The following is a 26,569-nucleotide window of genomic DNA, read 5'->3' on the forward strand; positions in this document are numbered from 1 at the left end:
CCTAGCTGTTCGGGCGGGTCCAGATGAACAGGCTGACGCCCGCGAGGGCGACGGCCTGAACCGCCAGAACCTTCACCGGAAAGTCCAGGATTACCGCCAGGATGAGGCTCGCGATGATCGAGATCGTCGCGGCCCATTTGCCACGCGCCGAAATCGCCCCCCGATCGCGCCAATCCGCGATGGCGGGGCCGAATTTCGGGTGTTCGAGCATCCAGTCATGCAGCCTCTCAGAGGATCGCGCAAAGCAGAAGGCCGCAAGCAGGACGAAGGGAACCGTAGGCAGCAATGGCAGGAATACCCCCAGCAGCCCCAGCCCCAAGCTGATCGACCCCCCGATGAGCCAGAGCACACGCATCAGGGCATCAGCTCCCGTATAACGGCGTTCAGCACGGCGCGGCCTTCCTTGGTGACCAGAATTCGACCCTGTTCCAGCGTAATCATGCCGATTTCTTGCAGCGCGGCCAGCTTCGCCGCATCCAGATCCTGCCCGCTCAAGGCGCGATAGCGCGCGGGGTCGATCCCTTCGGCAAGGCGCAGGCCGAACAGCAGAAACTCGATCGCCTGTTCGTCGAAAGGCAGCGCCTCGCGCAGGGTCTCGCCCGAGCCGTGCTCTTCGACCAGCGAGAGCCAGCGGGCGGGCATTTTCTCGGTATCGGTTGCGTGGCGCTGGCCGTCCAGCGTCAGGCGGCCATGCGCGCCGGGACCGATGCCGACATAATCGCCGTAGCGCCAGTAAATCAGGTTGTGACGGCTTTCCGCGCCGTGGCGAGCGTGGTTCGACACTTCATAGGCGGGCAGTCCGGCCGCCTCGCAAATCTCCTGCGTGCGCAGATACATATCGGCGGCCTTGTCGTCATCGGGCAGGCCGCGCAGCTTTCCGGCGGCATGGCGCAGCCCGAAGGCCGTGCCATCCTCGATCGTCAGTTGGTAGATCGAGAAGTGATCGACCGCCATAGCCAGCGCCTCGCGCAGTTCGGCCTCCCACGCGGGCAGATCTTGATCCTGGCGGGCATAGATCAGGTCGAAACTCACGCGGTTGAAGTGCTTGCGGGCGATATCGAAGGCGGCGCGCCCCTCGGCCACGCTGTGCATCCGCCCAAGCCGCCGCAGATCGTCGTCATTGAGCGCCTGCATTCCCATTGAGACGCGATTGACCCCGGCTTCGGCATAGGCGCTAAAGCGGCCGGATTCGATGCTGGTGGGGTTGGCCTCCAGCGTGATCTCGACATCATTGGCCAGCCGCCAGGTCGCGCGCACCTTGTCGAGGATGTCCGAGACCAGCTGCGGCTCCATCAGCGACGGCGTGCCGCCGCCGAAAAAGACCGAGTTCAACACCCGGTCCCCGGTCTGCGCCCCGGCGCGCTCGATCTCGGCCAAAAAGGCTCTGTTCCAGCGGTTTTGGTCGATTTCAGCGGCCACATGGCTATTGAAATCGCAATAGGGACACTTCGAGGCGCAAAACGGCCAGTGCAGGTACAGCCCAAACCCGCCGTTGCGCCAGTCTTCGGTCATCCCTTGAACGCCGTGACTTCGATTTCGATCTTCATCGCCGGATTCACCAGCCCCGCGATCATCATCGTGGCGGCGGGGCGGATCTCGCCGAAGGTCTCCGAAAGCGCGGGGATGATTTCTTCCATATAGGCGCCGTCGGTGATGATGTAGGTGGCGCGCACCACGTCATTGAGCGAGAAACCTGCGCCCTCAAGCACCGATTTGATCGTGGCGAGCGTGTTGCGCGCCTGATCGAGCACGCTGTCGGGGAAGGTCTTGGTGACCGGATCCACGCCGGTGGTGCCGGCGACAAAGCACCAGTCGCCCTGAACCACCGCGCGGGAATAGCCGAGTTTCGGCTCATAGGGCGATCCGCCCGAGATGTTCTTGCGTTGGCTCATGTCAGACCTCGAAACAGGTAATAAGTTTGCGGAAAGCGTCAGCGCGGTGGCTGATTTCGTTTTTCTTCGCCGGGTCCATCTCGGCAAAGGTGATGTCATGGCCCTCGGGCTGGAACATCGGGTCGTAGCCATGGCCCTGCTGGCCGCGCATCGGCCAGACCAGTTGGCCCTCGGCCTTGCCCTCGAAGACCTCGTCATGACCATCGGGCCAGGCCAGAACGAGGGTCGAGCGGAAGCGTGCCGTGCGCGGAAGGGGCGCGGATTTTGCCTCGCACTCGGCCCAGGTGCGCGTCATCGCCCGCACGAAATCGCGCCCGTTCGGGGTTTCAGCCCAATCGGCGGTAAAAACGCCGGGCGCACCATCCAGCGCATCGACCTCAATCCCGCTGTCGTCGGAAAGCGCGGGCAGGCCGGTGGCCTTAGCGGCGGCATGGGCCTTGATCCGGGCATTGCCGACGAATGTCGTCTCGGTCTCGGCGGGTTCGGGCAGGTTCATCTCACCCGCGCCGACGACCTCGATGCCATAGGGCGCCAACAGGGCGCGCATCTCGTCGAGCTTGCCCTTGTTATGCGTCGCCACCAGCAGCTTGCGGTCGGTGAACTTTCTCATGCCACGGCGGCCTTTTGCGCGGCGACCAGCGCGTCGATCCCTGCCTCAGCCAGATCCATCAGCTGGTTCATCTGATCGCGCGAGAAGGTGGCGCCCTCGGCCGACATCTGCACCTCGATCAGCTTGCGCGATCCGGTCATGATGAAGTTGCCATCGGTGCCCGCCTCGCTGTCCTCGGCGTAATCCAGATCGCAGACGGCCTGACCGGCGTAAATCCCGCAGGACACCGCCGCGACGTGGTCGACCAGCGGGTCCGAAGTGATCAGCCCGGCCTTTAGAAGCTTGTTCACCGCAAGGCGCAGCGCAACCCAACCCCCGGTGATCGAGGCGCAGCGCGTGCCGCCATCGGCCTGAATCACATCGCAATCAACGACAATCTGACGCTCGCCAAATGCCACGCGGTCAACGCCCGCGCGCAGCGAGCGCCCGATTAGGCGCTGGATTTCCTGGGTGCGGCCCGATTGCTTGCCAGCTGCCGCCTCGCGCCGGTTGCGCGAATTGGTGGCGCGCGGCAGCATCCCGTATTCGGCGGTGACCCAGCCAAGGCCAGACCCCTTGAGGAACGACGGCGCGCGATCCTCGATCGTGGCGGTGCACAGAACATGCGTGTCGCCCACCTTGATCAGGCACGACCCTTCGGCATGTTTCGTCACGCCGGTCTCGATTGAAATCGGGCGCATTTCGCTTAAATTCCGTCCGGAGGGGCGCATGATCGGTCCTTTCGTGTGTTTTGTCCCATTTGAGGCCCCCGGCCTCGCGATGCAAGCCCCGAAGGCGTGATTGACGCGGCCCCGCTGGCAGCCTTTACTCTGCACCTATGAGCCCGCAGATGACCGAACAGACGCAAATCCTGACCGAGTTGAACGACCGCTCGCGCGAGGTGTTTCGCCGCGTGGTCGAAAGCTATCTGGAAACCGGCGATCCGGTCGGCTCGCGCAGCCTGACCCGCACCATGAGCGAGAAGCTCTCGGCGGCGACGATCCGCAACGTGATGCAGGATCTCGAGTATCTCGGCCTTCTGGGCAGCCCGCATGTCTCGGCCGGGCGCATCCCGACGCAGATGGGGCTGCGGATGTTTGTCGATGGGCTGATGGAGATTAGCGAGCCTGCGGCGTCAGATCGCGCGGCGATCGAGGCGACGGTGGGTGGCGATGCCGATGTGGGCACGCTGTTGGACCGCGTGGGGTCCGCGCTTTCAGGGATTACCCATGGCGCAAGCCTTGTGCTGACACCCAAGCACGAGGCGCCGATCCGGCATATCGAGTTCGTCGCGCTTGGCGCGGATCGGGCGCTGGTGGTTCTGGTCTTTGCCGACGGGCAGGTCGAGAACCGGGTTTTCACCCCGCCGATGGGGCAAACGCCCTCCTCGATGCGGGAGGCCGCGAATTTCCTTAATGCCATGGCCGAGGGGCGCACTCTGTCCGAGCTGCGCGAGCATATCACGCGGCAGATCGCCTTGCGCCGACAAGAGTTGGACCGGCTGGCCGCCGATCTGGTCGAGGCGGGACTGGCGCAATGGGAAAACAAGGGCGAATCCTACGAGCGGCTGATCGTGCGCGGGCGCGCGAACCTGCTGGGGGATGAGCTCGACCTGGAGCGCGTGCGCAGCCTGTTTGACGACCTTGAGCGCAAGCGCGACATCGCGGAGTTCCTCGATCTGGCTGAAACCGGCGATGGTGTGCGTATTTTTATCGGTTCCGAGAACAAGCTTTTTTCACTTTCGGGTTCCTCTTTGGTCGTCTCTCCCTATATGAACGCGGATCGAAAGATCATCGGCGCGGTAGGGGTCATCGGACCCACGCGGCTCAATTACGGGCGGATCGTGCCGATCGTGGATTATACAGCGCAACTGGTCGGGCGGATGCTGTCCGGCCGGGGCAAAGGATGAGACGCATGAGCGAGAAGAAAGACGAAATGGCCGAGGATCAGGCGCAGGTCGAGGAAACGTTCGAGGATGTTCTCGACGAGGCCGTGGACGAGTTGGAAGCGCTGCGGGCCGAGCGCGACGAGATGCGCGACCGCTTCATGCGCGCGTTGGCCGATGCGGAAAACTCGCGCAAGCGGGCGGATCGTGACCGCCGCGAGGCCGAGAATTATGGCGGCTCGAAGCTCGCGCGTGACATGCTGCCGGTGTTCGATGCGCTCAAGCGCGCGCTTGAAGCGGCGACGGATGAGCTGCGTGCGCAGGCCGGGCCGCTGATCGAGGGCGTCGAACTGACGCAGCGCGAGCTTCTGAACGTGTTCGGCCGTCACGGGATCAAGGCGATTTCGCCCAAGGTCGGCGACAAGTTCGACCCGCTGCTGCACGAGGCGATGTTCGAGGCGCCCGTGCCGGGGACCGTTGCTGGCGATATCATCCAGGTGATGGATGACGGCTTCCAGCTGCATGATCGCCTGCTGCGCCCGGCCAAGGTTGGCGTTTCCTCGATGCCGAAGAGCTGATGGAGAGGCCGGGGGCTTTGCGCCCCCGGACCCCCGCAAGGTATTTATCCCAAGAAGAAATCAGTCCTTGAGCAGGGCGCGGAGCGCGTAGAGCGCGTCCATGGCCTCGCGCGGGGTCATCTCATCCGGGTGGAGCGCGCGGAGGCGTTCTTCGACCGGTGAGGGGCCTTTGGCGGGCGCGGGCGGCGGGGTTGCGGCCGAGAAAAGCGGCAGATCGTCGATCATCATCTGTTTCTTCGCGCCGCCTTCGCGTTCGCCTTTTTCCAGCGCATCGAGCACCACACGGGCGCGGGCGACGACCGAATCCGGCAGACCCGCGAGGCGCGCGACCTGAACGCCGTAGGAGCGGTCGGCGGCGCCCTTGCGGACCTCATGCAGGAAGATGACCTCGCCCTCCCATTCCTTGACGGTGACGGTGGCGTTTTCGACGCCGTGCAGTTTGGCGGAAAGCGCCGTCATTTCGTGGTAATGGGTGGCGAAGAGGGCGCGGCAGCGGTTCACGCCGTGCAAATGCTCCATCACCGCCCAGGCGATCGAGAGGCCGTCATAGGTGGCGGTTCCGCGGCCGATCTCGTCGAGGATGACCAGCGCGCGATCATCGGCCTGATTGAGGATGGCGGCGGTTTCGACCATTTCGACCATGAAGGTCGAGCGGCCGCGGGCGAGGTCATCGGCGGCGCCGACGCGGCTGAAGAGCTGGCTGACAAGGCCGATATGGGCGCGGCGCGCGGGCACGAAGCTGCCCGCCTGGGCCAGAAGCGCGATGATCGCGTTTTGCCGCAGGAAGGTCGATTTACCCGCCATGTTCGGGCCGGTGAGCAGCCAGATCGCCGGGGTGTCACCGCTGGTCAGGCCGCAATCGTTGGCGATGAAGGGCTCGCCCCCACGTTTGAGCGAGGCCTCGACAACCGGGTGGCGGCCGCCCTCGATCTCGAAGGCGCGGGAGTTGTCTACCGTGGGTTCGACCCAGCCTTCACCCGCCGCGAGGTCGGCGAAGGCGGTAGCAAGGTCAATCTCGGCCAGCGCGCGGGAGGCCTCGCCGATCGGGCCGGAATGGGCAAGAATGGCGCCTTTCAGGCTGTCATAGAGCCGCTTTTCGATCTCGAGCGCGTGGTTCCCGGCGTTCAGGATGCGGGTTTCCAGCTCGCTTAGCGCGACGGTCGTGAAGCGCACCTGGTTCGCCGTGGTCTGGCGGTGGATGAAGCTTTCGTTGAGCGGCGGGGCCAGCATCTTCTCTGCATGGGTCGAGGTGACCTCGATGAAATAGCCCAGAACGTTGTTGTGCTTGATCTTGAGGCTCGGGATGCCAGCCTCGTCGCTGTATTGCGCTTGCATCCGGGCGACGACGCTGCGGCCTTCGTCGCGCAACTGCCGGGTCTGGTCGAGTTCGTCGTCATAGCCCGGCGCGATAAAGCCGCCGTCGCGGGCAAGCAGGGGCGGCTCGGCCACCAGCGCGGCGTCAAGCAGTGCCACGAGGTCGTCATGTCCGACCAGCGCGCTGGCCGCATCGCGCAAAAGCGCGGGGGCTTCGGAGTTTTCAAGCCGTTCGGCTAGCGTCAGCGCCTGACCGAGGCCATTGCGGATGGCGGCCATGTCGCGCGGGCCGCCGCGATCCATGGCCAGGCGCGAAAGCGCGCGGTCCATATCGGGGCAGCGGCGCAGATCGGCACGCAGATCCTGCGCAAATCGACCCTGTTCCAGCAGAAAAGAGATCGAAGCGTGGCGCGCGTGGATCTGATCGAGGTCGCGCGAGGGGGCGGAGATGCGACGTTCCAACAGACGCGCGCCGCCTGCGGTGAGAGTGCGGTCAATGGTCGTCAAAAGCGATCCCTCGCGCCCGCCCGAAAGGGCTTGCGTCAGTTCAAGGTTGCGCCGGGTGGCGGCGTCGATCTGCATCAGGCGCCCGGCATCCTCGCGCACGGGGCGGCGCAGCAGCGGCAGTTTTCCGCGTTGCGTCAGGTCGAGGTAATCGACAATCGCGCCCATGGCGGAAACTTCGGCGCGGGTAAAGGTACCGAAGGCCTCAAGCGAGCCCACTGCGAATAGATCACACAGCCGCTTTTCGGCGCCCTGGCTGTCAAAGCTTGAGCGCGCCAGCGGGGTCATCGAGGCGCGCAAATCAGAGACGATTTCGGCGCAATCGGCCTCTTTGACGTCGCTGACCAGAACCTCGCGCGGGCTAAGCCGGGCAAGTTCGGGGCCAAGGCGCGTTAGCGGGCAGGGCATGACGCGGAAATCGCCGGTCGAGATATCCACCCAGGCCAGCGCGCCCTCATCGCGCACCTCGGCCCAGGCGGCGAGGAAGTTGTGGCGGCGGGCTTCGAGCAGGCTTTCCTCGGTCAGCGTGCCGGGGGTGACCAGCCGCACCACGTCGCGCTTGACCACGGATTTCGAACCGCGCTTCTTCGCCTCGGCCGGATCTTCGAGCTGCTCGGCGATGGCCACGCGAAAGCCCTTGCGGATCAGCGTCAGCAGATAGCCCTCGGCCGCGTGCACCGGCACGCCGCACATCGGGATCTCTTCGCCCAGATGCATCCCGCGTTTGGTCAGCGCGATATCAAGCGCCGCGGCCGCCGCGACGGCATCGTCGAAGAACATCTCGTAGAAATCGCCCATCCGGTAAAACAGAAGCGCGCCGGGGTTCGCCTCGCGGATCGAGAGATACTGCGCCATCATGGGCGTGACGGTTTGCTCGGACATTCTTCCCCCTGCCTTTCGCCAGACCCTACAAAACGGCGAAAACCTCTGCAAATCCATTGAGACGCCGAGGGCAAATCGCTAAGAGAGGCGGGCCTGCAGGAGGATTGGCCCAATGTCCACCAAGAACCGTATCACGCCCGAAGAGGCGCTGGCTTATCACCTCGATCCGCGCCCGGGGAAATACGACATCACGGCTTCGAAGCCGATGACCACTCAGCGGGATCTGAGTCTGGCCTACAGCCCCGGCGTTGCGGTTCCGGTTCAGGCCATCGCCGAGCGCCCCGAGACCGCCTATGATTATACCGTCAAGGGCAACATGGTGGCGGTCGTGTCGAACGGCACGGCGATCCTCGGGCTTGGCAATTTGGGCGCGCTGGCCTCGAAACCGGTGATGGAGGGCAAGGCGGTTCTCTTCAAGCGCTTCGCCGACGTGAACGCGATCGACATCGAACTGGATACCGAGGACCCGGATGAGATCATCCAGGCCGTCCGTCTGATGGGCCCGACCTTCGGCGGCATCAACCTTGAGGACATCAAGGCGCCCGAATGCTTCATCATCGAGCAGCGCCTGAAGGAAATCATGGACATTCCGGTGTTCCATGACGACCAGCACGGCACCGCCGTGATCTGCGCGGCAGGCCTGATCAACGCGCTCGAAATCTCGGGCAAGAAGATCGAGGACTGCAAGATCGTTCTGAACGGCGCGGGCGCAGCGGGCATCGCCTGTCTTGAGCTGATCAAGGCGATGGGCGCGCGGCATGACAATTGCATCATGTGCGACACCAAGGGCGTGATCTATCAGGGCCGCACCGAGGGTATGAATCAGTGGAAATCGGCCCATGCCGCCAATACCGAGGCGCGCACGCTGGAAGAGGCGATGGTGGGCGCCGACGTGTTCCTGGGCGTTTCGGCCAAGGGGGCGGTGACGCAGGAGATGGTCGCCTCGATGGCCGATAACCCGGTCATTTTCGCCATGGCCAACCCGGACCCCGAGATCACCCCCGAAGAGGCGCATGAGGTGCGCGAGGATGCGATTGTCGCCACCGGCCGCTCTGATTACCCGAACCAGGTGAACAACGTCCTGGGCTTCCCCTATCTGTTCCGTGGTGCGCTCGACATCCACGCCCGCGCGATCAATGACGAAATGAAGATCGCCTGTGCCCGTGCGCTGGCCGATCTGGCGCGCGAGGACGTGCCCGACGAGGTCGCCATGGCTTATGGCCGCAAGCTCAGCTTTGGCCGCGACTACATCATCCCGACGCCCTTCGACCCGCGCCTGATCCATGTGATCCCGCCGGCGGTGGCGCGGGCCGGGATGGATACCGGCGTTGCGCGGCGCCCGATCATCGACATGGACGGCTATACCCATAGCCTCAAGGCGCGGATGGACCCGACCGCCTCGATCCTGCAAGGCATCCACGCCCGCGCGCGTCAGGCGCAGGCCAAGATGATCTTTGCCGAGGGTGACGATCCGCGCGTGCTGCGTGCCGCAGTTGCCTATCAGCGCGGTGGCATGGGCCGTGCGCTGGTGGTCGGACGCGAGCATGACGTGCGCGAAAAGCTTGAGGCCGCCGGTCTGGGCGATGCCTATCGCGAGCTGACCATCGTCAACTCGGCCAACTCGAAGCACATCGAGACCTACAAGGAATTCCTGTACAAGCGCCTGCAGCGCCGCGGCTTTGACCGGCACGATGCGCATAAACTGGCGATGCGCGACCGGCACGTCTTTGCCGCGCTGATGCTGGCGCATGGCCATGGCGACGGGATGATCACCGGGGTGACCCGCAAGTCGGCCCATGTGCTTGAACTGATCAACAAGGTCTTCGACGCCAAGCCCTCGGACGGCGCGGTGGGGATTACGGCACTGCTTAGCAAGGGGCGCATTGTGCTGATCGGCGATACGCTGGTGCACGAATGGCCGAACGAGCACGATTTGGCCGACATCGCCACCCGTGGCGCGCAGGTTGCCCGTGCGCTGGGGCTTGAGCCGCGCGTGGCCTTCGTTTCGTTCTCGACCTTCGGCTATCCGGTGTCCGAGCGCGCCTCGAAAATGCATGAGGCGCCGCGGATCTTGGACGCGCGCGGGGCGGATTTCGAATACGATGGCGAAATGGCGGTCGATGTGGCGCTCAACCCCGAGGCCATGGCGCAATATCCGTTCTGCCGCCTGTCGGGTCCGGCCAACGTGCTGGTCGTTCCGGCGCGGCACTCGGCCTCAATCTCGGTCAAGCTGATGCAGGAAATGGGCGGGGCAACCGTGATCGGCCCGATCCTGACGGGCGTTCCGGCGCCGCTGCAGATCTGCTCGACCGTGTCGACGGTGAACGACATCCTGAACATGGCGGCCATCGCGGCCTGCCGTCTGGGTCAGGCGAAGTAACAGATTGCCGGGGGCTTTACCGCCCCCGCCGCCCTGTGGATAGTTGCGACAGCAACGGGGGGCGCCATGGCGATCTACAATCTCGGCTCAATCAACGCGGATCATTTCTATCGGCTGGCGCATCTGCCCCAGCCGGGCGAGACGCTGGCCGCGCAGTCCTATGCGCTGGGCCTGGGCGGCAAGGGGGCGAATCAATCCGTTGCCGCCGCGCGGGCCGGGGCCGAGGTGCGCCATGTAGGTGCCGTGGGTGCCGATGGTCGCTGGATGGCTGTGCGACTTGCCGATCTGGGCGTGGATTGCAGTGCGGTTTTGGAACTGCCCGAGCCTTCGGGCCATGCGATCATTCAGGTCGATGAGGCGGGCGAGAACGCCATCGTTCTTTATCCCGGTGCGAACTGTGCGATTGCGGGCGAAGATGTGCGCCGCGCGATGACGGGCGCTGGCCCCGAGGACTCGCTGATCTTGCAAAACGAAACCTCGGCTCAGGTCGAAGCCGCCCGTTTTGCGCAGGAACAGGGTCTGTTTGTGGTCTATTCCGCCGCCCCGTTCGAGGCCGAAGCCGCGCAGGCGGTGATGCGCTATGTCTCTCTCTTGATCCTCAATGAGGTCGAGGCCGGACAGCTTTGCTCGGCGCTGGGCGTGACGCTGGCCGATCTGCCTGTGCCGCATGTTCTGGTCACACTCGGTTCGCGCGGTGCGGTCTGGCACGATCTGGGCGCGGGGGTTGAGGTGCGCGTGCCCGCTTTTCCTGTCACGCCGGTCGATACCACGGCTGCCGGGGATACGTTTGCGGGCTATCTGGTCGCCGGACTGGCCGAGGGGCTGTCACCCGCCGCCGCGATGCGCCTTGCGGCCGGGGCGGCGGCGCTAAAAGTGACACAGGCAGGAACAGCCGATGCCATTCCTGCCCGCGATCAGGTCAACGCATTTCTGGCCGCTCAGCCGAGCGAATAGCCCGTTCCGCGCACGGTGCGCACCGGATCGGAGCCACCAAAAGCCATCAGCGCCTTGCGCAACCGACCGACATGAACGTCGATCGTGCGGGTATCGACATAGATATCGCGGCCCCAGACCCGATCGAGCAGTTGATCGCGCGTCCAGACACGACCCGGTTTTTCCATCAATGTGGACAGCAAGCGGAACTCGGTCGGGCCGAGTTTCAACTGCTGTCCGTCACGAAACACCCGATGTTCGCCCGCATCGAGCAAAATATCCTCGAATTGCAGCCTTTCGCCCATCGTGGCCGGTCGCGTTCGACGTAGCTGAGTGCGCAAACGCGCCATCAACTCGACCACAGAGTAAGGTTTGACGACATAATCATCCGCCCCGGTTTCGAGGCCGCGCACCCGATCCGACTCTTCCGAGCGGGCCGAGAGCATGATGATCGGAATCGCGCGCGTTTCGGGGTTGGCCTTGACGCGCCGGCAGATCTCGATGCCGCTGACATTGGGCAGCATCCAGTCCAGAACGATCAGGTCGGGCTTTTCCTCGCGCACCATCAAAAGCGCCTCGTCCCCGTTCACCGCCATGGCGACGCGGAAGCCTTCGGCCTCGAGGTTGTATTGTAAAACCTCACGCTGGGCCGATTCGTCCTCGACCACCAGCACGCAGGGCTGTTGGGCGGGGCTCATGGATCAGCCCTCCGCCACGTTGAAGTCGCTCACGCTTCCGGCTTTCGGGCGCGATTCCTCGGGCATCTCGCCGGTGACCAGGTAGATCACCTGTTCGGCGATGGCAGTGGCGTGGTCGCCCATGCGCTCGATGTTCTTGGCGATGAAGTGCAGGTGCATGCAGGCGGTGATGTTGCGCGGATCTTCCAGCATGTAGGTCAGGAATTCGCGGAACAGCGCGTTATACATCTGATCCACCTCGATGTCCCGGGCGCGCACGTCGGCGGCAAGGGCAGCGTCGCGCTGGATATAGCTGTCGATCGCATCCTTGAGCATCGCTTCGACGGCCTGCGCCATGCGTCGAATCGCACCGGTTGAGCCGCTGATCGCGGGCACCGCCATCAGCACCTTGGCGCGCTTGGCGTTGTTCTTGGCGTGGTCGCCGACGCGCTCAAGGTTGCCGGCGATCTTGATGACGGTCAGCGCCACGCGCAGGTCGCTTGCGGTCGGTGCGCGCAATGCGATCAGACGCGCGGCATCTTCGTTAATGCGTTCCTCGAGCTCATCGACGGCCTTGTCGCGCAGGCGCACGGCTTCGGCCAGTTCCTCGTCACGGGTTTCAAGCGCGGTCGCGGCATCAAGGATTTGGGCTTCGACCATGCCGCCCATCTTGACGACGGTGGCCTGGATCGACTCGAGATCGCGGTCGAAGGCGGAAAGAATATGTTGGCTCATCGTCATCTCCCGTCAGCCGATCCGGCCGGTGATGTAGCTTTCGGTGCGCGGATCTTTCGGGTTGGTGAAGATCTGCGTGGTGTCGCCAAATTCCACCAGGTTGCCGAGGTGGAAGAAGGCGGTGCGCTGGCTGACGCGCGCGGCCTGTTGCATCGAGTGCGTCACGATCACGACCGAGAAATTCTCGCGCAGCTCGTCGATCAGTTCCTCGACCTGGGCCGTGGCGATCGGGTCGAGCGCCGAGCAGGGTTCGTCCATCAAGAGAACCTCGGGCGAGGTTGCCACTGCGCGGGCGATGCACAGGCGCTGCTGCTGGCCGCCCGAAAGCCCGGTGCCGGGCGAGTCGAGACGGTCCTTGACCTCGTTCCAGAGCGCGGCCTTGCGCAGGCTCGATTCCACCACCTCGTCCAACTCCGCCTTGTTGCGGGTCAGGCCGTGGATCTTCGGGCCATAGGCCACGTTGTCGTAGATCGACTTGGGGAAGGGGTTGGGCTTCTGGAACACCATGCCGACCTTGGCGCGCAGCTGCACCGGATCGACCTTCTTGTCGTAGATATCCTCGCCATCAAGCAGGATGTCCCCCTCGACGCGGCAGATGTCGATCGTGTCGTTCATCCGGTTCAGGCAGCGCAGGAAGGTCGATTTCCCGCAGCCCGAGGGGCCGATGAAAGCCGTCACGGTCTTGTCGAGAATGTCGATGTTAACGTCCTTGATCGCGTGGGAGGTGCCGTAATAGACCTGCACGTCGCGGGCGGCGAACTTGATTTCAGTGGCCTCCAAGGCTCTCTCCGTCAGTGTCATGTCGTTCATGTCCGTGTTCCCTACCAGCGCCGTTCGAAACGGCGGCGCAGAATGATTGCCAGAATGTTCATCGTCAGCAGGAATACGAGCAGTACGATGATGGCCCCGGAGGCGCGTTCGATAAAGGCCGGATCGGCGCGTTGGGTAAAGTTGTAGACCTGCACCGGAAGCGCCGAGGCAGGGTCGAGGAAGCCTTCCGGCGGCGCCCCGGGATAGTCGCGCACGAAGGCCACCATGCCGATAAGCAGCAGCGGGGCGGTTTCGCCCAGTGCCTGGGCCAGACCGATGATGGTGCCCGTCAGAATACCCGGCATGGCAAGCGGCAGAACATGGTGGAAGACGGTCTGCGTTTTCGAGGCACCGACACCAAGTGCTGCGTCCTTGATCGAGGGCGGCACGGCCTTAAGGGCGGCGCGGGTCGCGATGATGATTGTGGGCAGCGTCATCAACGTAAGCACCAGCCCGCCCACGAGCGGCGAAGACTGCGGCATGTTCGCGAAATTGATGAACACCGCGAGGCCGAGAATACCAAAGACGATCGACGGCACGGCCGCCAGATTGGCAATATTGACCTCGATCAGATCGGTCCAGCGGTTCGTCGGTGCGAATTCCTCAAGGTAGATCGAGGCGGCCACGCCAAGCGGCAGAGACAGCACCAGAACGATAATCATCATGTAGAGCGAGCCGAGGATCGCAACGCCGAGGCCGGCAGCCTCGGGGCGTAGTTCCGACGCGTCAGGATCAAAGACGAAGCCCCAGTTGAACCCTAGGCCCAACAGGTTCGCGCCGCGCATCTTGTCGACCAGCTCAAGCTGCGCGGGGCTGACGTTGCTGTCGAGTGCGGCGCTCTCCATCGTCACGCGGCCCTTGAAATAGCCGTCGATGCGGCCGTTCGCCAGCGCGCGGAAGCTGATCGTCTGACCCACCAGATCGGGATTGGCGAGCACCTTGTTGCGCAGCTGCGCCGGCGCCTCTTTCGAGATCAGTCCACCGATGTCCTTGGTGCTCATGCCCTCGGGGATCAGCTTTTGCTCGGTCAGCTCGGCGATCAGCGCCTTTTCGAGGATCTTCTGGTAGCCAATGGTGGTGACCTTGGCCATCTCGGCCGGGTCGCGATTGCCCTTCTTGTCGAGGGCCGCGGCATCAAGCGCCACCGGCATCGTCAGGAAGGTCTGGCGGAACGAACCCGCGCCCGTGCCCAGAACCGAAGTCAGCAGCACGATCAGCGCCAGCACGCCAAAGCCCACGGCCAGCATGCCATAGATCCGGAAGCGTTTCTCGGCCGCGTTGCGCCGCTTGGTGCGCGCATCGGTTTTGTAGAGCGACAAGCCGGTATTGGTCGATTCGGCGGTCATTCGTATTGCTCCCGGTATTTGCGCACGATGTAGAGCGCGAGGATATTGAGCCCCAGCGTGAAGACGAACAGCGTCAGACCAAGCGCGAAGGCCACCAGCGTCTCGGGCGAGGCGAACTCGGTATCGCCGGTCAGCTGGCTGACGATCTTGACAGTCACGGTGGTCATCGCGTCGAACGGGTTGAGTGACATCTTCGCCGCGGCGCCCGCGCCCAGAACCACGATCATCGTCTCGCCGATGGCGCGCGAGGCGGCCAGAAGGATCGCGCCGACGATACCCGGAAGGGCGGCGGGCAGGATCACCTGTTTCACGGTTTCCGACTGCGTCGCGCCAAGGCCATAGGAGCCATCGCGCAGCGATTGCGGCACGGCGTTGATGATGTCGTCCGACAGCGAGCTGACGAAGGGGATCAGCATGATCCCCATCACGAGGCCCGCGGTCATCACCGAGCTTGACGAACTGCCAAGCCCGAGCGGTTGCGCGAAGAAATCACGCAAGATCGGGCCCACGGTGATCAGCGCGAAAAGGCCATACACGATGGTCGGGATACCGGCGAGGATCTCGATCAGCGGCTTGGCGACGGCGCGGACCTTTTTCGACGCATATTCAGCAAGATAGATCGCGGCGAAGATACCCACGGGCACCGAGACCAGCAGCGCGATCACCGAGACATACATCGTGCCCCAGAGCAGCGGCCAGATCCCCAGATCCGAGCCGCCACGGAACTGCGGGTTCCAGACGGTGTTGAAGAAGAACTTGCTGGCCGGGTAGAGGCGGAAGAAATGCACCGTCTCGAAGACCAGCGACAGAACGATGCCGATCGTGGTCAGAATCGCGACGGTCGAGGCGGCGATCAGCAGGTAGCGCACGAAAGTTTCCGTCACGTTGCGGGCGCGGAACTCGGGCGAAATGCGGCGCAGCGCGAAGGCCATGCCCGCCAGCGCCAGCGCCAGCACCAGAACGCTCATCGCGAGCGAGCCGGTCGCGGACATGTCGCGATAGCTGCGCGCAGCCTCGACCACCGCGGGGCGCACGTCATTGCCAAGAGCCACGCCCGCGCTGGCAAGCTCGCCGCGGATATCGTCATGGGCGGCCAGTTCGGCCTCGGTCATGCGGCCTTCCGACACGACGCGCTCAATCCCCTCGGCGATGCGGCGCACATCGGACATCACGAGGCTGACGCTCGACCCTTCGGGGATATCCGCGGGGGTGATCATGCCGGCAACGTGGTTCTCGACGACGAGCGGCTGGATCAGCAGCCACAGGCCCAGCACCAGAAAGGCAGGAACGGCGGAGAAGAGAAAGACGGTCTGCCCGTAATATCCGGGCAGCGAATGCAGACGACGGGCGTCACCCGCCACCTTGGCGAGAGCAAAACGCCGCCCTAGGAAAAATCCGGTGGCGGCCAGCACGGCTACGATCAGCGACAGAATGCCAAGGCTCATTTCAGGCTCCTGGAAGGAGGAAGGTGGCGCCCGAAGGCGCCACCCGTCAGATCAGTTCAGCGGACCCATCGGGGTCTCGGCGGCGACCATCGCTTGGGTCGCAGCCAGCTCCGGGTCCGAAACCAGACCGTATTCGGCCAGCGGGCCTTCCGGGCCAGCCATATCGTCCGACACGAAGAACTCGATGTATTCCTTCAGGCCGGGGATAACGCCCAGGTGCGCTTTCTTGACGTAGAAGTAGAGCGGACGCGACACCGGGTAGTCACCCGAGGCGATCGAGTCGACCGAGGGGACAACGCCGTCCATGGTCGCCACTTTCAGCTTGTCGGTGTTGTTCTGGTAGAACGACAGGCCGAACACGCCGATCGCGTTCTTGTTGGCGTCGATGCGCGAGAGGGTCTCGGTGTAGTCGCCGTCGATATCGACCGAGGCGCCGTCGGTGCGCAGGTTGAGGCACTTCTTGGCGCCTTCCTTCTCGTCGCCGCCAGCGGCAGCGGTGAAGGCTTCGAGCGCGCCGGTGGCCTTGCAGCCAGCTTCGAGCACTTTCACGTCGAATACTTCACGGGTGCCGTGCTTGGTGCCCGGGATGAAGGCCAGGATGTCCTGCGCGGGCAGGGCGGCGTTCGCGTCGGCCCAGGTCTTGTTGGCGTTGGCAACCAGCGCGCCGTCCTTGACGACTTCGGCGGCCAGCGCGTTGTACCAGTCCGCCGGGGTGAAAGCGAATTCGGCGCCGTTGATGTCCGAGGCGAAGACGATGCCGTCATAACCGATGCGGACTTCCATGATCTCGGCCACGCCGTTGGCGGCGCAGGTGTCGATGTCCGACTGCTTGATGCGCGACGACGAGTTGGCGATGTCGATGGTGTTCTCGCCCACGCCTTCGCACAGCTTCTTGCGGCCAGCGCCCGAACCGCCCGATTCGACGACGGGGGTCGGGAAGTCGAAGTTCTCACCGAAGGCTTCGGCGACGATGGTGGCGTAGGGCAGCACGGTCGAGGAACCGGCCGACTGGATCTGGTCGCGGGCATAGGCGCCCGAAGCCGAGGCGGCGATGATCGCCAGGGCCGAAACGGTGAACTTCGCGGTTTTCATGGATCACTCCTGAATTCTTGACTGGGCCGTTCGTGGCCTCGGCGCCCCTCGTAAGAGCTTCGCGTGACGCTTATGCAAAAGTAGTGTGACACTTACATGACAGGCCGCTGCGGCCTGTCATTCCCGCGCGATGGCGGCGGCAATCAGCGCCGGAACCTGCGGATGTTCGCCGATCGCGGGCAGGAGCGGGCCGTTGAAAGCCGCCTCTTCCAGCGCCTCGGGGATGTCATTCTCTACATGACCCGCGCGCAGGGCGAAGAACGGCAGGCATAGCCCGTTCAGCGATTGCGCGGCAATATCGTTCAGGAAGGGCGGCTCTTCGATCAGCGCCACGCGAATTCGCCAGAAGGGCAGGCTGCGGCGCAGGGTCTCGGCCATTGCGTAGGTCGAATCCTTGGAGCGATGCGCCACCTTCGAGCCGTGTCCGACAAGGATCAGATCGGCCGATTCAGGCTCTATTCCGGCGGAAAGCGCGGCTTCGAGGCAGGTCCGGGCGATCAGGGCGGGCAGATGCGGATCAAGGCCGAAGGGGCGCATGTGGCGCGCGGTCAGCCCGGCCTTGGCCAGTCGGCGGGGCAGCTCGCGCCGGGTGAACCAGCCTTCGGCCATGAAGAAAGGATAGACGACCGGGTCGGTGAGCCCCTCGAAGGCCGCCTCAAGCGCGCCGGGAGAGGCAAGCGTCGCCGCGCGCACCGTATCACCGGGGCAAAGCGCGCCGACTCGTTGCGCAAGATCCTCCAACGCCGCTTGCTGCGGGGCGGGGTCCGAGGGCGATCCATGTGCGGCGATAACGATCTGCTTCATAAGCGCAACTTAGTGCCTTTGCGGGTGGGGGCAAACCTCAAACATTAACGCCACGATAATACTAACATATTGAATTTGAAGTATATTGTCGGCATGCGCCGATTGTCTCGAATCGCCGATGCCTCTAAACAGGGCTTACCGGCCAGGATGGCCAGGTCCTTATTCAGTTTCACCAGTGGTGCGCAGGGGTGCGCCTGGGGGTGGCGAAGGGTCCTGGTAAGGGGTTGCCGGGGCCCTTCGACGTTTCAGGGTCAGGGCGCTATGCCGCCCAGTTCGCAGACGATCTTCCATTCTTCCTCGGTCACCGGCTGAACCGACAAACGCATGCAGGTAACCAGCGACATCTTCGCAAGACGCGGGTCGTTCTTCACCGCAGCCAGAGTGACCGGGCGCGCCAGAGGCTTTACCGCCTTGATATCCACGCAATCCCACCGCGGATCATCCGAGGTCGAATCGAGGTGCGACTCGGCGCAGACCTCTGCGATGCCGACGACTTCCTTGCCGATGTTCGAATGGTAGAAAAACCCGCGATCGCCGACCTTCATGGCGCGCATGTTGTTGCGCGCCAGGTAGTTGCGCACGCCGTCCCATTCCTCGCCCGCGTCGCCCTTGGCGACCAGTTCGTCCCAGGAAAACTTGTTCGGCTCGGATTTGAACAGCCAATATGCCATCAGCCGATCACCTTCTTCCATTCGGTAACGGTGACGCTTTCGAACAGGCCCGCGGCGGCATAGGGATCGCCTGCGGCCCAGGTCTGCGCGGCCTCAAGGCTGTCGGTCTCGAGGATCACCAGCGAGCCGCACATCTGCCCCTCCTCCAGGAACGGACCCGCCATCTTCACGATGCCGGTCGCCTCGATATAGGCAAGATGCGCCGCGCGGGTGTCGAGGCGGGTTTGCAGGTGGCCGGGCTTGTCGCGGCAGATGACGGCATACAGCATGGGTTACTCCTCTTTCAGCGGGCGCGAGAGCAGCGCCTGAACGGCTTGGGAAACAGTGATCTGGCGGTCGGCCAGGGCGGTGATCATGGTCGCGATGGGCATGTCGATGATATGCTTTTGCGCCAGAGTAGAGACTGCTTGGGCGGTGGCGACTCCTTCGACGGTGATCGAGCTGTCGAATTCCTCGCCCGCGCCAAGCGCGCGGCCAAAGCGGAAGTTGCGCGACTGGACCGAGGTGCAGGTCAGCACCAGATCACCAAAGCCCGACAGGCCCGAGAGTGTCTCGGCCCGCGCGCCCATGGCGGTGGCGATGCGGCTCATCTCGGCGAAGCCACGCGTCATCAGCGCCGCGCGCGCTGAGTCGCCCAGACCCGCGCCGATGACCACACCGGCGGCGATGGCGATGACGTTCTTCAGCGCGCCGCCCAGTTCCGCCCCGGTGGTGTCGGTGGTGCGGTAAAGCCGCAAGGTGGGGGTGGAAAGTTCGCGTTGCAGCGCTTCGGCCTCCTCGGCGCAGGCAAGCGTCAGGGCGGTGGGAAGGCCGCGTGCGATATCGGCGGCGAAGCTCGGGCCGGTCAGGATCGCCGCACGGGCCGAGGGGCAGGCGGCGGCGATCAGCGCGGTCGGCCCCTGACCGCTTTCAAGGTCGATCCCCTTCGAGCAGGCGACGAGCGTCTTGCCCTGCAACAGATCCGCATGGGCTGTCAGAAAGCCGCGCATCTGCTGCATCGGCATCGCAAGCAGGATCGTCTCGGCCCCGGTTGCCAGGTTCAGGTCGGCGGTCGCCGTTACATTCCGGGGCAGGTTCGCGCCGGGCAGGCGGCGCTCGTTCCGGCGCGTCTCTTGCATCAGCGCGGCCTGATCGGCGTCGCGCGCCCATAGCGTGACAGGCCCGTTTTGCGCCAGCGTCACTGCCAGGGCCGTGCCGAATGCGCCTGCGCCCAGAACCGATACCGTCACGCCTTCGCTCCTTTCTTGCCCGAGCCAAGCAGGGCCGGGGCGCTTTGATCGAGCGGCCAGCGCGGCCGCGCAGTCAGGTCCATGCCGTCTTGCGCGCCGGTGCGGAAACGCTCGATCCCCGCGAAGGCGATCATCGCGGCGTTGTCGGTGCACAGGCGCAGCGGGGGCGCGGTGAACGCTACGCCCATCTCGGACGAAACAGTCTCTAGCGCGGCGCGAATGGCCTTGTTGGCGGCCACGCCCCCGGCGACGGCAAAGCAGGGCTGTGCCGGGTTGAGGGCCAGGTATTGCGCCAGCGCGCGGCGCGATTTCTCGGCCAGCGTATCGCGCACGGCCGCCTGGAACGAGGCGCAGAGATCGCGCCGCACCTGTCTGGGCAATCCGCCATGCTCGGCCACCACCGCATCGCGGGCGCGCAGAAGGGCGGTCTTGAGCCCCGAGAAAGACATATCGCAGCCGGGGCGATCAAGCAGCGGGCGCGGGAAGGCGAAGGCCTTTGGGTCGCCCTGCGCCGCCTCGGCCTCGACCACCGGGCCGCCGGGTTGCGGCAGGCCCAGAAGCTTGGCGGTCTTGTCAAAAGCCTCGCCGGGCGCGTCGTCAATAGTGCCGCCAAGCCGCGAGAATTCCTCGGGGCCATGGGCGATCAGGAACTGGCAATGCCCGCCCGAAACCAGAAGCATCAGGTAGGGGAAGGCCAGATCGTCGGTCAGGCGCGGCGTCAGCGCGTGGCCCGCAAGGTGGTTCACGCCGATCAGCGGCAAGCCGCTGCCCGCCGCCAGTCCCTTGGCGCACATCACCCCCGACATGACGCCGCCGATCAGCCCCGGCCCGGCGGTCACGGCGATACCGTCCAGATCGCGCAAGGCCAGCCCGGACTCGGTCAGTGCCTCTTCGACACAAAGATCAAGCTTCTCGGCATGGGCGCGCGCGGCAATCTCGGGGACGACCCCACCAAAGGGGGCGTGCAGCTCGGTTTGGCCCGCAACGACCGAGGACAGGATCTGCGCACCATCAGGCCCGACGCGCACGACGGCAGCCGCCGTGTCGTCGCAACTCGACTCGAGCCCAAGAAAGGTGAGATGCTGTTTCATGCCGCTCCGGTTGCGCCTGTGTTCCTTCGCAGGTAACACCGGGGCATTGATCGCACAATCCCGGGGCTGCCCGTGACAGCGCAAAGCAAGACGTTTCCAGTTCTGCTGCTGACCCGCCCCGAGGCGGCCTCGCGCCGTTTTGCGATGCAGTTTCATGATCGCTTCGGCCCGGATTTCAATGTGGTGATCGCGCCCCTGATGGAGATCGTGGCGCTGGCGCCCCCGATCCCCGAGGCGCAGGCGCTGATTTTTACCTCGCAAAACGCGGTGGCGCCGCTGGTCGCGCTGTCGCCTGCGCAGGGCCGGCGGGCCTATTGCGTCGGTGCGCGGACGGCGGATGTGGCGCGTAAGGCCGGGTTCGAGGTGATCGAGGGCCCCGGCGATGCGCGGACCCTGATGCCGATGATCGCCAGGCACCACCAGGAGGGGCGGTTGTTGCACGCCCGAGGCGCCGAAGTGGCGGTGGCCGTCGCCGATATCCTGAGCACCGCGGGGTTTGAGACGCTTGAGGCCGTGGTCTATCGGCAAGAGGCGCGCCCGATCGAGCCCGACTCGCTGGCGCTTCTGCGCGGGGCAGGGGTGATTCTGGCGCCTGTTTTTTCGCCGAAATCCGCGCGGCTATTGGCGGGGCTTGGTCTGCGCGGGCTGGCCATTGCCGCGATCAGCCCCTCGGTGGCCGAGGCTTGCGCGGAAATCGGCCCCGATCGGCTGGAAATCGCGCCTTCGCCGGATGCCGAGGGGATTCTTGAGGCTCTGGCGCGGCTTATTGGCTCAGGCAATGGCGCTTGAGACGCTGGCGGGGCGCTCATAGATTGTTATGGTGGGGCGGGGCTACCCGAAGCCCACAGGTTTGAGGAGGGATTGGCCGTGGCGGACGAAAAGACGCAAAACCCCGAGATCGCGGATGCGGAGCAGGGGAAGGATACGCCCTTCGTTCTGATCACGCCCGCGAGGGATGAGCATGAGGCCCCCGCGCCGGAGGCCGAGGTCATCGACGAGGCCACGCCGGAAGAGGTTGCGCAAACCTCTGAGCCCGAAGACGCTGTCGAAGAGCCCGCCGAGCCCGAGGCGGCCCGCGATGTTCTGCCGCCGCCCGCCCCGCCTGCACCCACCGAGGCGCCGAAACAGGGCGGTGGTTTCCTGCCGCTGCTGCTGGGTGGCGTTGCGGCCGCCGCCATCGGTGTGGGGGCGACGCTTTTCGTTCTGCCGAGCCTGCCTAGTTCCGTTCTGGAGAGCCTCTCACTCCAACCCAAGGCCGAGCTTGATGCGGCTGGCCTGAGTGCCGCGCTTGCCGATCAGGCGGCGCGCAGCGACGCGCTGGCGGCCGAGCTGGCAGCTCTTCGTGCAGCGCCCGCGCCGGTAGCCGATATGTCGGGGGTTCAGGCCGCGCTCGACCAGGCGACGGCGGCTGCCCGCACGGCATCCGAGGCTCAGGCCGCGCTTGAGGCGCGGATTGTTGCGCTCGAATCCGGCCCGGCGGCCGATGCCGTGCCGCCCGCCGCGCTTGATGAGCTGCGGGCCGAGGTTCAGGCGCTGCGCGGTCAGATGGACCAGCGCAGCACCGGCGATGCCGCCGCGCAGGAGCAGATCGCCGCAGCCGTCGCGGTCGCGCAGGAGCGTATCTTGCAGGCCGAGGAAGAGGCCGCCCGTCTGCGCGGCGAATCCGAGGCTTCGGCGCGCCGCATGATGGTGCAGGCCGCCATGGCCCGCGTCGCGACCGCCATCGACAGCGGCGCCTCGCTGGTGCCCGCTGTGGCCGAGCTTGAGGCCGCGGGCGTTACCGCGCCCGATGCGCTTAAGGTGACGGTCCCGACCATTACACAATTGCAGGCCGGTTTCCCGCAGGCCGCGCGCGATGCGCTGGCCGTGGCACGCAAGGAGGCTGCAGGCGATACGCTGACCGGCCGCGTGGGCGCCTTCCTGATGGCGCAGGTCGGCGCGCGCTCGCTTGATGCGCGCGAGGGCGATGATCCCGATGCGATCCTGTCGCGCGCGCAGGGCGCGGTCGATCAGGGCGATATAGCTACAGCCGTGGCCGAGCTGGGCAGCCTGCCGCCTTCGGGTCAGGCCGCGCTGGGCGACTGGCTGGCGCAGGCGCAGGCCCGCGTCGCCGCGCTTGAGGCGCTGACGGCACTGTCGCAATCGGTCAACTGAGGGGGCGCTCATGATCTGGTCATTCATCAAAATCGCCCTTTTCCTGATCCTCGTCGCGGCGCTGACGCTGGGCGCCACGCATCTGGCCGACAGTGGCGAAGGCGTGCGCATCGTCCTTATGGGGATGGAATTCACCCTCGGGCCGCTTCAGGCGGTGATCGTCGCGCTTCTGGCCTTTGTGCTGGTCTGGGTGGTGATCCGCGTCGTCGGCCTGCTGGTGGCGTTCCTGCGTTTTCTCAACGGCGATGAAACCGCGATCAGCCGCTATTTCGACCGCAACCGCGAGCGCAAGGGATATGAGGCGCTGGCCGAGGGGATGCTGGCCGTGGCCTCGGGCGAGGGGCGTCTTGCGCTGTCCAATGCCGCGCGGGCCGAGCGTTTCCTGCGTCGCCCCGAGCTGACCAACCTTCTTACCGCTCAGGCCGCCGAGGTGGCGGGCGACAGCAAGAAGGCAACCGAGGTTTACAAGCGCCTGCTCTCGGATGACCGCACCCGGTTCGTCGGCGTGCGCGGGCTGATGAAGCAAAAGCTGTCCGAGGGCGATACCGATACCGCGCTCAAGCTGGCCGAGAAGGCCTATGCCCTCAAGCCCAAGCATCAGGAGGTACAAGATACCCTGCTCAGCCTGCAAACCGCCAAGGGCGATTGGGCGGGTGCGCGCTCGACCCTGCAATCCAAGGTGCGCCAGGGCCAGTTGCCCAAGGATGTGCACCGCCGCCGCGATGCGGTTCTGGCGCTGCAAGAGGCCAAGGGCGTGCTGGATGAGGGTGCCAGCATCGAGGCGCGCGAGGCCGCGATTGCCGCGAACAAATCCTCGCCCGACCTGATTCCCGCCGCCGCGATGGCCGCGCGCGCCTATATCGCCAAGGGCAACACCAAGGCTGCGGGGCGCGTGATCCTGAAAGCGTGGGAGGCGCAGCCGCATCCCGATCTCGCCGCGGTCTATGCCGAGATGGCGCCGGATGAGGCCGCCGATGCGCGCCTCAAGCGGTTCGAAAAGCTGCTTAGCCTGCGGCCGGATCACCCGGAAACCCGTCTGCTGCGCGCCGAGCTGAACATCGCTGCCGAGGATTTCCCCGGTGCCCGCCGTGCGCTTGGCGATCTGATCGAGACCCATCCGACCGCACGATGCCTGACCATCATGGCGGCGATCGAGCGTGGCGAGGGTGCCGACGATGCGGTCGTGCGCGGCTGGCTGACGCGTGCGCTGACCGCGCCGCGCGGCCCGCAGTGGTGCTGTGACAAGTGTCACAACATTCAGGCCGAGTGGACGCCGGTGTGCGACAATTGCGGTGGCTTCGACACGCTGAGCTGGCGCGAGCCGGTACAGGCCGACGTTCCGATGCCGCATGGCGCTGACATGCTGCCGCTGATCGTGGGTCAGCCCGCGCATGAGGCAGAGACCGAGCACGACGGCCCGGTCGAATCCATCATCGACGCCGATCTGATCGTCACGCCTGACGATATTCGCAAACGCGAAGGGCAAGCCGACGACTAGATGAAAATTAGGGCTACACATCGGCCGAGCGGCGTGCTATCCGCCCGCCACCAGGCCGGTGTAGCTCAGCTGGTAGAGCACGTCATTCGTAATGATGGGGTCGGGGGTTCGAGTCCCTTCACCGGCACCACTTCCTCCAAGTAGTGCAGACGAACCGCAAGGCCCGCCCTTGCCGTTCAGAGCTGCTTGCCGATCGGCAGGAAGCCATAGACCCCAGACATGAACGCCCGCAAGACCGAGTCGTAAGGCTCCCACAGGTGGAGCAGCGTCACCCCGTCTGCGCGCCGCGACAGCCAGTTCAGCTTGCCGCGCTCATCCGCGGTGAGTTTGTAGGCCCGCTGGGGCAGGTCGCGCCTGAAGACGCGCAGCACTTCTTGGGTCAACTCGGGCGAGTCGATCATCAGCCCCATCTCGGTGTTGATATGGACCGAGCGCGGATCCCAGTTGAACGAACCGATAAAAAGGTGCCTGCCATCCACCGCAAAGGCCTTCGAATGCAGGCCCGACAGGGATTTCTCCAGCCCCGGGCGCTTGCGATCCTCGCGCGCGGTGTTGGCGCGCAGCTCCCACAGATCCACCCCGGCCTCGATCAGCGCCCGACGCGATAATGCGTAATGCCCGTAAACTGCCAGAACGTCGGTCGAATCCATCGAGTTGGTCAGAACCGTGATATCGACACCGCGCGCCTCCATCCCGGCCAGCATCTCGACCCCGCGCCGACGCGGCACGAAATAGGCCGAGACGATGTAAAGCTCGGACTGCGCCGAGATGACATAGGGCTCAAGTGCCGCGCTCAGAAAGGTTGCGCTGTCGGCCCCGCCATTGGCCTTGTCCGGCGCATCGGCAAAGATGCGCGCCGGAACCCAGTGCAGCCTGAGGCTGTTACTACCCAAGGCATCGCGAATCTCGTGGCGCAGCGCCGCGCCATAGGGGCTTGCCTGCGCCTCGCGCGACAGATCTTGCAAGTGCGCGCGGTTGCCCGAGACCGAGGCCGCATCGCGATGCCCCTTGATCACGACCTCGGAAGGCACCGCATAGGGGCTGTTCCAATAAGTATCGAACGACGACGAGACCTCGCGCGCGGCGGGGCCTGCGGCAAGGATATCCAGGTCGTCGTAATTGCTGTCGCCGCGGGCGGCGAAATACTCGGCCCCGATGTTGCGCCCGCCCAGGATGGTGACGGTGTTGTCGAAGGTCATCGACTTGTTATGCATACGCCGGTTGACCCGCGGAAAATCGAGCGCGGCCACGACGGCCATGGGGGCCGTGCGCCAGAATGGGTTGAACAGCCGGATCTCGATATTGGGATGCACATCCAGCGCGGCCGTCACCGGGTCGTAGCCCGCCATGTCGATATCGTCGAGCAACAGGCGCACCCGCACCCCGCGCTCTGCTGCCTCGAGCAGCTTCCACAGGAAGAGATGACCTGCGACATCGTCATGCAGCAGGTAATACTGCGCGTCGATCGTCTTCTCAGCGCGCTCGGACAGAACGAGGCGCAGCGCAAGCGCCTCGGCCCCGTCGCGCATCAGATAAACGCCCGAACGCCCATCGTGCGGATTGCCCATCGCCTCGGCCCGCCGCGCAAGCCAGGTGGTGTCGGTATCCATCCGCGCGAGGGAAACGCTCTTGCTATAGATGCCGGGCCCAAGAGAGCAGGCCGAGACACACCCCGCGATCAGCCCCGCCATGATCAATCGCAAACCCGTTTGCCCGTACGAAACGGTCATCCCGCCGCCATTCTCCAGTTTCGCTCAGGGATAGTATGCACAGCAGGGCGCCGCGCGCGAGCTTTGGCTGACCCGGTGCCCGCGCATCGCGGGGATTCGTCGCAGCGGCCCCGCCGCGTTTCGTCATTGGTGCCCTTCACGCAAGATTCTTTCTGCGCGTGCGAGGTGGGGATTGGGGTGAGATTTTGTTGAGCTGTGTTGGGCCAACGAAACAAGGGGATTTGAGTGATTGAGTGAGAAAAGTTTGAGATTTTTGAAAAAGGGCCTTGCGGAGTTTGGCGGTGATCCGTAAATAGCCCCTCACCGACGCGGCAGACGCTGCAACGGGAC

Annotated in this window: 26 protein-coding genes and 1 tRNA gene; 8 read left to right on the top strand and 19 right to left on the bottom strand. The window is 64.9% G+C overall.

The genetic code is table 11. From position 1 onward, the window contains the following. Nucleotide 1: 1 nt before the first annotated feature. The 5 genes from LZA78_RS11890 to rph are packed head-to-tail and all read right to left on the bottom strand — an operon-like array spanning nucleotide 2 to nucleotide 3,212. Nucleotides 2-355 carry a YbaN family protein gene (locus LZA78_RS11890; protein WP_233677156.1) on the bottom strand — a complete coding sequence of 118 codons (354 nt, stop codon included), beginning with the start codon at nucleotides 353-355 and terminating at the stop codon, nucleotides 2-4. Beyond that, nucleotides 355-1,512 (bottom strand): radical SAM family heme chaperone HemW, encoded by a 1,158-nt coding sequence (hemW, locus tag LZA78_RS11895; protein WP_233677157.1) that lies wholly within the window; start codon nucleotides 1,510-1,512, stop codon nucleotides 355-357. Before hemW ends, LZA78_RS11890 begins: the two co-directional genes overlap by 1 nt. Next, nucleotides 1,509-1,892, bottom strand: a complete 384-nt coding sequence (locus LZA78_RS11900; protein ID WP_233677158.1) for a RidA family protein — start codon at nucleotides 1,890-1,892, stop codon at nucleotides 1,509-1,511. The genes hemW and LZA78_RS11900 overlap by 4 nt, the downstream gene beginning before the upstream one ends. Before the next feature lies 1 nt (nucleotide 1,893). Then, nucleotides 1,894-2,502 carry an RdgB/HAM1 family non-canonical purine NTP pyrophosphatase gene (gene rdgB, locus LZA78_RS11905; RefSeq protein ID WP_233677159.1) on the bottom strand — a complete coding sequence of 203 codons (609 nt, stop codon included), beginning with the start codon at nucleotides 2,500-2,502 and terminating at the stop codon, nucleotides 1,894-1,896. After that, nucleotides 2,499-3,212: a ribonuclease PH gene (rph, locus tag LZA78_RS11910; protein ID WP_233677160.1), complete on the bottom strand. Its 714-nt coding sequence runs from the start codon at nucleotides 3,210-3,212 to the stop codon at nucleotides 2,499-2,501. Before rph ends, rdgB begins: the two co-directional genes overlap by 4 nt. Nucleotides 3,213-3,331: 119 nt before the next feature. On the opposite strand from rph, the gene hrcA reads away from it, so the two are divergent. Together hrcA and LZA78_RS11920 are read left to right on the top strand one after the other, a co-directional pair. Next, the gene (hrcA, locus tag LZA78_RS11915) at nucleotides 3,332-4,390 is read left to right on the top strand and encodes a heat-inducible transcriptional repressor HrcA (RefSeq protein WP_233677161.1); all 1,059 of its coding nucleotides are present in this window, start codon (nucleotides 3,332-3,334) and stop codon (nucleotides 4,388-4,390) included. Nucleotides 4,391-4,395: 5 nt separating this feature from the next. Continuing rightward, nucleotides 4,396-4,944, top strand: coding sequence for a nucleotide exchange factor GrpE (locus LZA78_RS11920; protein ID WP_233677162.1), 549 nt, complete (start codon nucleotides 4,396-4,398; stop codon nucleotides 4,942-4,944). A 60-nt stretch (nucleotides 4,945-5,004) separates the two neighbouring features. Here the strand turns inward: LZA78_RS11920 and mutS are convergent, their stop codons facing one another. Continuing rightward, the gene (gene mutS / locus LZA78_RS11925) at nucleotides 5,005-7,644 is read right to left on the bottom strand and encodes a DNA mismatch repair protein MutS (RefSeq protein ID WP_233677163.1); all 2,640 of its coding nucleotides are present in this window, start codon (nucleotides 7,642-7,644) and stop codon (nucleotides 5,005-5,007) included. 112 nt (nucleotides 7,645-7,756) lie between these two features. Here mutS and LZA78_RS11930 point away from each other — a divergent pair, with 112 nt between their 5' ends. After that, nucleotides 7,757-10,024 carry an NADP-dependent malic enzyme gene (locus LZA78_RS11930; RefSeq protein ID WP_233677164.1) on the top strand — a complete coding sequence of 756 codons (2,268 nt, stop codon included), beginning with the start codon at nucleotides 7,757-7,759 and terminating at the stop codon, nucleotides 10,022-10,024. A 66-nt stretch (nucleotides 10,025-10,090) separates the two neighbouring features. Continuing rightward, nucleotides 10,091-10,978 carry a ribokinase gene (locus LZA78_RS11935; protein ID WP_233677165.1) on the top strand — a complete coding sequence of 296 codons (888 nt, stop codon included), beginning with the start codon at nucleotides 10,091-10,093 and terminating at the stop codon, nucleotides 10,976-10,978. On the opposite strand, the gene phoB is transcribed toward LZA78_RS11935, so the two are convergent. The 11 genes from phoB to tsaD form a co-directional block, all read right to left on the bottom strand. Further along, nucleotides 10,963-11,655, bottom strand: coding sequence for a phosphate regulon transcriptional regulator PhoB (gene phoB / locus LZA78_RS11940; RefSeq protein ID WP_233677166.1), 693 nt, complete (start codon nucleotides 11,653-11,655; stop codon nucleotides 10,963-10,965). The two genes, LZA78_RS11935 and phoB, sit on opposite strands and share 16 nt — an antisense overlap. 3 nt (nucleotides 11,656-11,658) lie before the next feature. Continuing rightward, on the bottom strand, nucleotides 11,659-12,375 hold the full coding sequence (phoU, locus tag LZA78_RS11945) for a phosphate signaling complex protein PhoU (RefSeq protein ID WP_233677167.1): 717 nt from the start codon (nucleotides 12,373-12,375) through the stop codon (nucleotides 11,659-11,661). A gap of 6 nt (nucleotides 12,376-12,381) precedes the next feature. Continuing rightward, on the bottom strand, nucleotides 12,382-13,179 hold the full coding sequence (pstB, locus tag LZA78_RS11950) for a phosphate ABC transporter ATP-binding protein PstB (protein WP_233677168.1): 798 nt from the start codon (nucleotides 13,177-13,179) through the stop codon (nucleotides 12,382-12,384). 11 nt (nucleotides 13,180-13,190) lie between these two features. Further along, a complete protein-coding gene (pstA, locus tag LZA78_RS11955) occupies nucleotides 13,191-14,525 on the bottom strand; it encodes a phosphate ABC transporter permease PstA (RefSeq protein ID WP_233677169.1) in 1,335 nt (444 codons plus the stop codon). Next, nucleotides 14,522-15,970, bottom strand: a complete 1,449-nt coding sequence (pstC, locus tag LZA78_RS11960; RefSeq protein ID WP_233677170.1) for a phosphate ABC transporter permease subunit PstC — start codon at nucleotides 15,968-15,970, stop codon at nucleotides 14,522-14,524. The genes pstA and pstC overlap by 4 nt, the downstream gene beginning before the upstream one ends. Nucleotides 15,971-16,021: 51 nt before the next feature. Further along, on the bottom strand, nucleotides 16,022-17,062 hold the full coding sequence (locus LZA78_RS11965; protein ID WP_233677171.1) for a substrate-binding domain-containing protein: 1,041 nt from the start codon (nucleotides 17,060-17,062) through the stop codon (nucleotides 16,022-16,024). A gap of 117 nt (nucleotides 17,063-17,179) precedes the next feature. After that, on the bottom strand, nucleotides 17,180-17,866 hold the full coding sequence (locus tag LZA78_RS11970) for a sirohydrochlorin chelatase (RefSeq protein WP_233677172.1): 687 nt from the start codon (nucleotides 17,864-17,866) through the stop codon (nucleotides 17,180-17,182). A gap of 251 nt (nucleotides 17,867-18,117) precedes the next feature. Further along, the gene (locus LZA78_RS11975) at nucleotides 18,118-18,537 is read right to left on the bottom strand and encodes an EVE domain-containing protein (RefSeq protein WP_233677173.1); all 420 of its coding nucleotides are present in this window, start codon (nucleotides 18,535-18,537) and stop codon (nucleotides 18,118-18,120) included. Next, the gene (locus LZA78_RS11980) at nucleotides 18,537-18,806 is read right to left on the bottom strand and encodes a YciI family protein (protein WP_233677174.1); all 270 of its coding nucleotides are present in this window, start codon (nucleotides 18,804-18,806) and stop codon (nucleotides 18,537-18,539) included. The genes LZA78_RS11975 and LZA78_RS11980 overlap by 1 nt, the downstream gene beginning before the upstream one ends. Before the next feature lie 3 nt (nucleotides 18,807-18,809). After that, entirely contained in the window at nucleotides 18,810-19,766 is a 957-nt protein-coding gene (locus LZA78_RS11985; RefSeq protein WP_233677175.1) for an NAD(P)H-dependent glycerol-3-phosphate dehydrogenase, read from the bottom strand. Beyond that, on the bottom strand, nucleotides 19,763-20,857 hold the full coding sequence (tsaD, locus tag LZA78_RS11990; protein WP_233677176.1) for a tRNA (adenosine(37)-N6)-threonylcarbamoyltransferase complex transferase subunit TsaD: 1,095 nt from the start codon (nucleotides 20,855-20,857) through the stop codon (nucleotides 19,763-19,765). Before tsaD ends, LZA78_RS11985 begins: the two co-directional genes overlap by 4 nt. Nucleotides 20,858-20,929: 72 nt before the next feature. Between tsaD and LZA78_RS11995 the strand changes: the two genes are divergently transcribed. From LZA78_RS11995 to LZA78_RS12010, 4 genes are all read left to right on the top strand, one after another. Continuing rightward, nucleotides 20,930-21,646, top strand: coding sequence for a uroporphyrinogen-III synthase (locus LZA78_RS11995; protein WP_233677177.1), 717 nt, complete (start codon nucleotides 20,930-20,932; stop codon nucleotides 21,644-21,646). 78 nt (nucleotides 21,647-21,724) lie between these two features. Next, a complete protein-coding gene (locus LZA78_RS12000; protein WP_233677178.1) occupies nucleotides 21,725-23,011 on the top strand; it encodes a COG4223 family protein in 1,287 nt (428 codons plus the stop codon). A 10-nt stretch (nucleotides 23,012-23,021) separates the two neighbouring features. After that, complete coding sequence (locus LZA78_RS12005) at nucleotides 23,022-24,509, top strand: heme biosynthesis protein HemY (RefSeq protein WP_233677179.1); 1,488 nt, start codon at nucleotides 23,022-23,024, stop codon at nucleotides 24,507-24,509. A 54-nt stretch (nucleotides 24,510-24,563) separates the two neighbouring features. Continuing rightward, nucleotides 24,564-24,639, top strand: a tRNA-Thr gene (locus LZA78_RS12010). Between the two features lie 46 nt (nucleotides 24,640-24,685). Here the strand turns inward: LZA78_RS12010 and LZA78_RS12015 are convergent. Further along, nucleotides 24,686-26,239 carry a phospholipase D family protein gene (locus LZA78_RS12015; protein ID WP_233677180.1) on the bottom strand — a complete coding sequence of 518 codons (1,554 nt, stop codon included), beginning with the start codon at nucleotides 26,237-26,239 and terminating at the stop codon, nucleotides 24,686-24,688. 136 nt (nucleotides 26,240-26,375) lie between these two features. Further along, a partial coding sequence (locus tag LZA78_RS12020; RefSeq protein WP_233677181.1) for a hypothetical protein occupies nucleotides 26,376-26,569 on the bottom strand: 194 nt, incomplete at its 5' end.

Source organism: Rhodobacter flavimaris (assembly GCF_021378075.1).
GTDB classification, from domain to species: Bacteria; Pseudomonadota; Alphaproteobacteria; order Rhodobacterales; family Rhodobacteraceae; genus Rhodobacter; species Rhodobacter flavimaris.

What these genes read in the sequence shown, in the direction of transcription:
- LZA78_RS11890 (WP_233677156.1), bottom strand. Translation starts at nt 355, where the DNA reads ATGCGTGTGCTCTGGCTCATCGGGGGGTCGATCAGCTTGGGGCTGGGG.
- hemW (WP_233677157.1), bottom strand. Translation starts at nt 1,512, where the DNA reads ATGACCGAAGACTGGCGCAACGGCGGGTTTGGGCTGTACCTGCACTGG.
- LZA78_RS11900 (WP_233677158.1), bottom strand. Translation starts at nt 1,892, where the DNA reads ATGAGCCAACGCAAGAACATCTCGGGCGGATCGCCCTATGAGCCGAAA.
- rdgB (WP_233677159.1), bottom strand. Translation starts at nt 2,502, where the DNA reads ATGAGAAAGTTCACCGACCGCAAGCTGCTGGTGGCGACGCATAACAAG.
- rph (WP_233677160.1), bottom strand. Translation starts at nt 3,212, where the DNA reads ATGCGCCCCTCCGGACGGAATTTAAGCGAAATGCGCCCGATTTCAATC.
- hrcA (WP_233677161.1), top strand. Translation starts at nt 3,332, where the DNA reads ATGACCGAACAGACGCAAATCCTGACCGAGTTGAACGACCGCTCGCGC.
- LZA78_RS11920 (WP_233677162.1), top strand. Translation starts at nt 4,396, where the DNA reads ATGAGCGAGAAGAAAGACGAAATGGCCGAGGATCAGGCGCAGGTCGAG.
- mutS (WP_233677163.1), bottom strand. Translation starts at nt 7,644, where the DNA reads ATGTCCGAGCAAACCGTCACGCCCATGATGGCGCAGTATCTCTCGATC.
- LZA78_RS11930 (WP_233677164.1), top strand. Translation starts at nt 7,757, where the DNA reads ATGTCCACCAAGAACCGTATCACGCCCGAAGAGGCGCTGGCTTATCAC.
- LZA78_RS11935 (WP_233677165.1), top strand. Translation starts at nt 10,091, where the DNA reads ATGGCGATCTACAATCTCGGCTCAATCAACGCGGATCATTTCTATCGG.
- phoB (WP_233677166.1), bottom strand. Translation starts at nt 11,655, where the DNA reads ATGAGCCCCGCCCAACAGCCCTGCGTGCTGGTGGTCGAGGACGAATCG.
- phoU (WP_233677167.1), bottom strand. Translation starts at nt 12,375, where the DNA reads ATGACGATGAGCCAACATATTCTTTCCGCCTTCGACCGCGATCTCGAG.
- pstB (WP_233677168.1), bottom strand. Translation starts at nt 13,179, where the DNA reads ATGAACGACATGACACTGACGGAGAGAGCCTTGGAGGCCACTGAAATC.
- pstA (WP_233677169.1), bottom strand. Translation starts at nt 14,525, where the DNA reads ATGACCGCCGAATCGACCAATACCGGCTTGTCGCTCTACAAAACCGAT.
- pstC (WP_233677170.1), bottom strand. Translation starts at nt 15,970, where the DNA reads ATGAGCCTTGGCATTCTGTCGCTGATCGTAGCCGTGCTGGCCGCCACC.
- LZA78_RS11965 (WP_233677171.1), bottom strand. Translation starts at nt 17,062, where the DNA reads ATGAAAACCGCGAAGTTCACCGTTTCGGCCCTGGCGATCATCGCCGCC.
- LZA78_RS11970 (WP_233677172.1), bottom strand. Translation starts at nt 17,866, where the DNA reads ATGAAGCAGATCGTTATCGCCGCACATGGATCGCCCTCGGACCCCGCC.
- LZA78_RS11975 (WP_233677173.1), bottom strand. Translation starts at nt 18,537, where the DNA reads ATGGCATATTGGCTGTTCAAATCCGAGCCGAACAAGTTTTCCTGGGAC.
- LZA78_RS11980 (WP_233677174.1), bottom strand. Translation starts at nt 18,806, where the DNA reads ATGCTGTATGCCGTCATCTGCCGCGACAAGCCCGGCCACCTGCAAACC.
- tsaD (WP_233677176.1), bottom strand. Translation starts at nt 20,857, where the DNA reads ATGAAACAGCATCTCACCTTTCTTGGGCTCGAGTCGAGTTGCGACGAC.
- LZA78_RS12005 (WP_233677179.1), top strand. Translation starts at nt 23,022, where the DNA reads ATGATCTGGTCATTCATCAAAATCGCCCTTTTCCTGATCCTCGTCGCG.
- LZA78_RS12015 (WP_233677180.1), bottom strand. Translation starts at nt 26,239, where the DNA reads ATGACCGTTTCGTACGGGCAAACGGGTTTGCGATTGATCATGGCGGGG.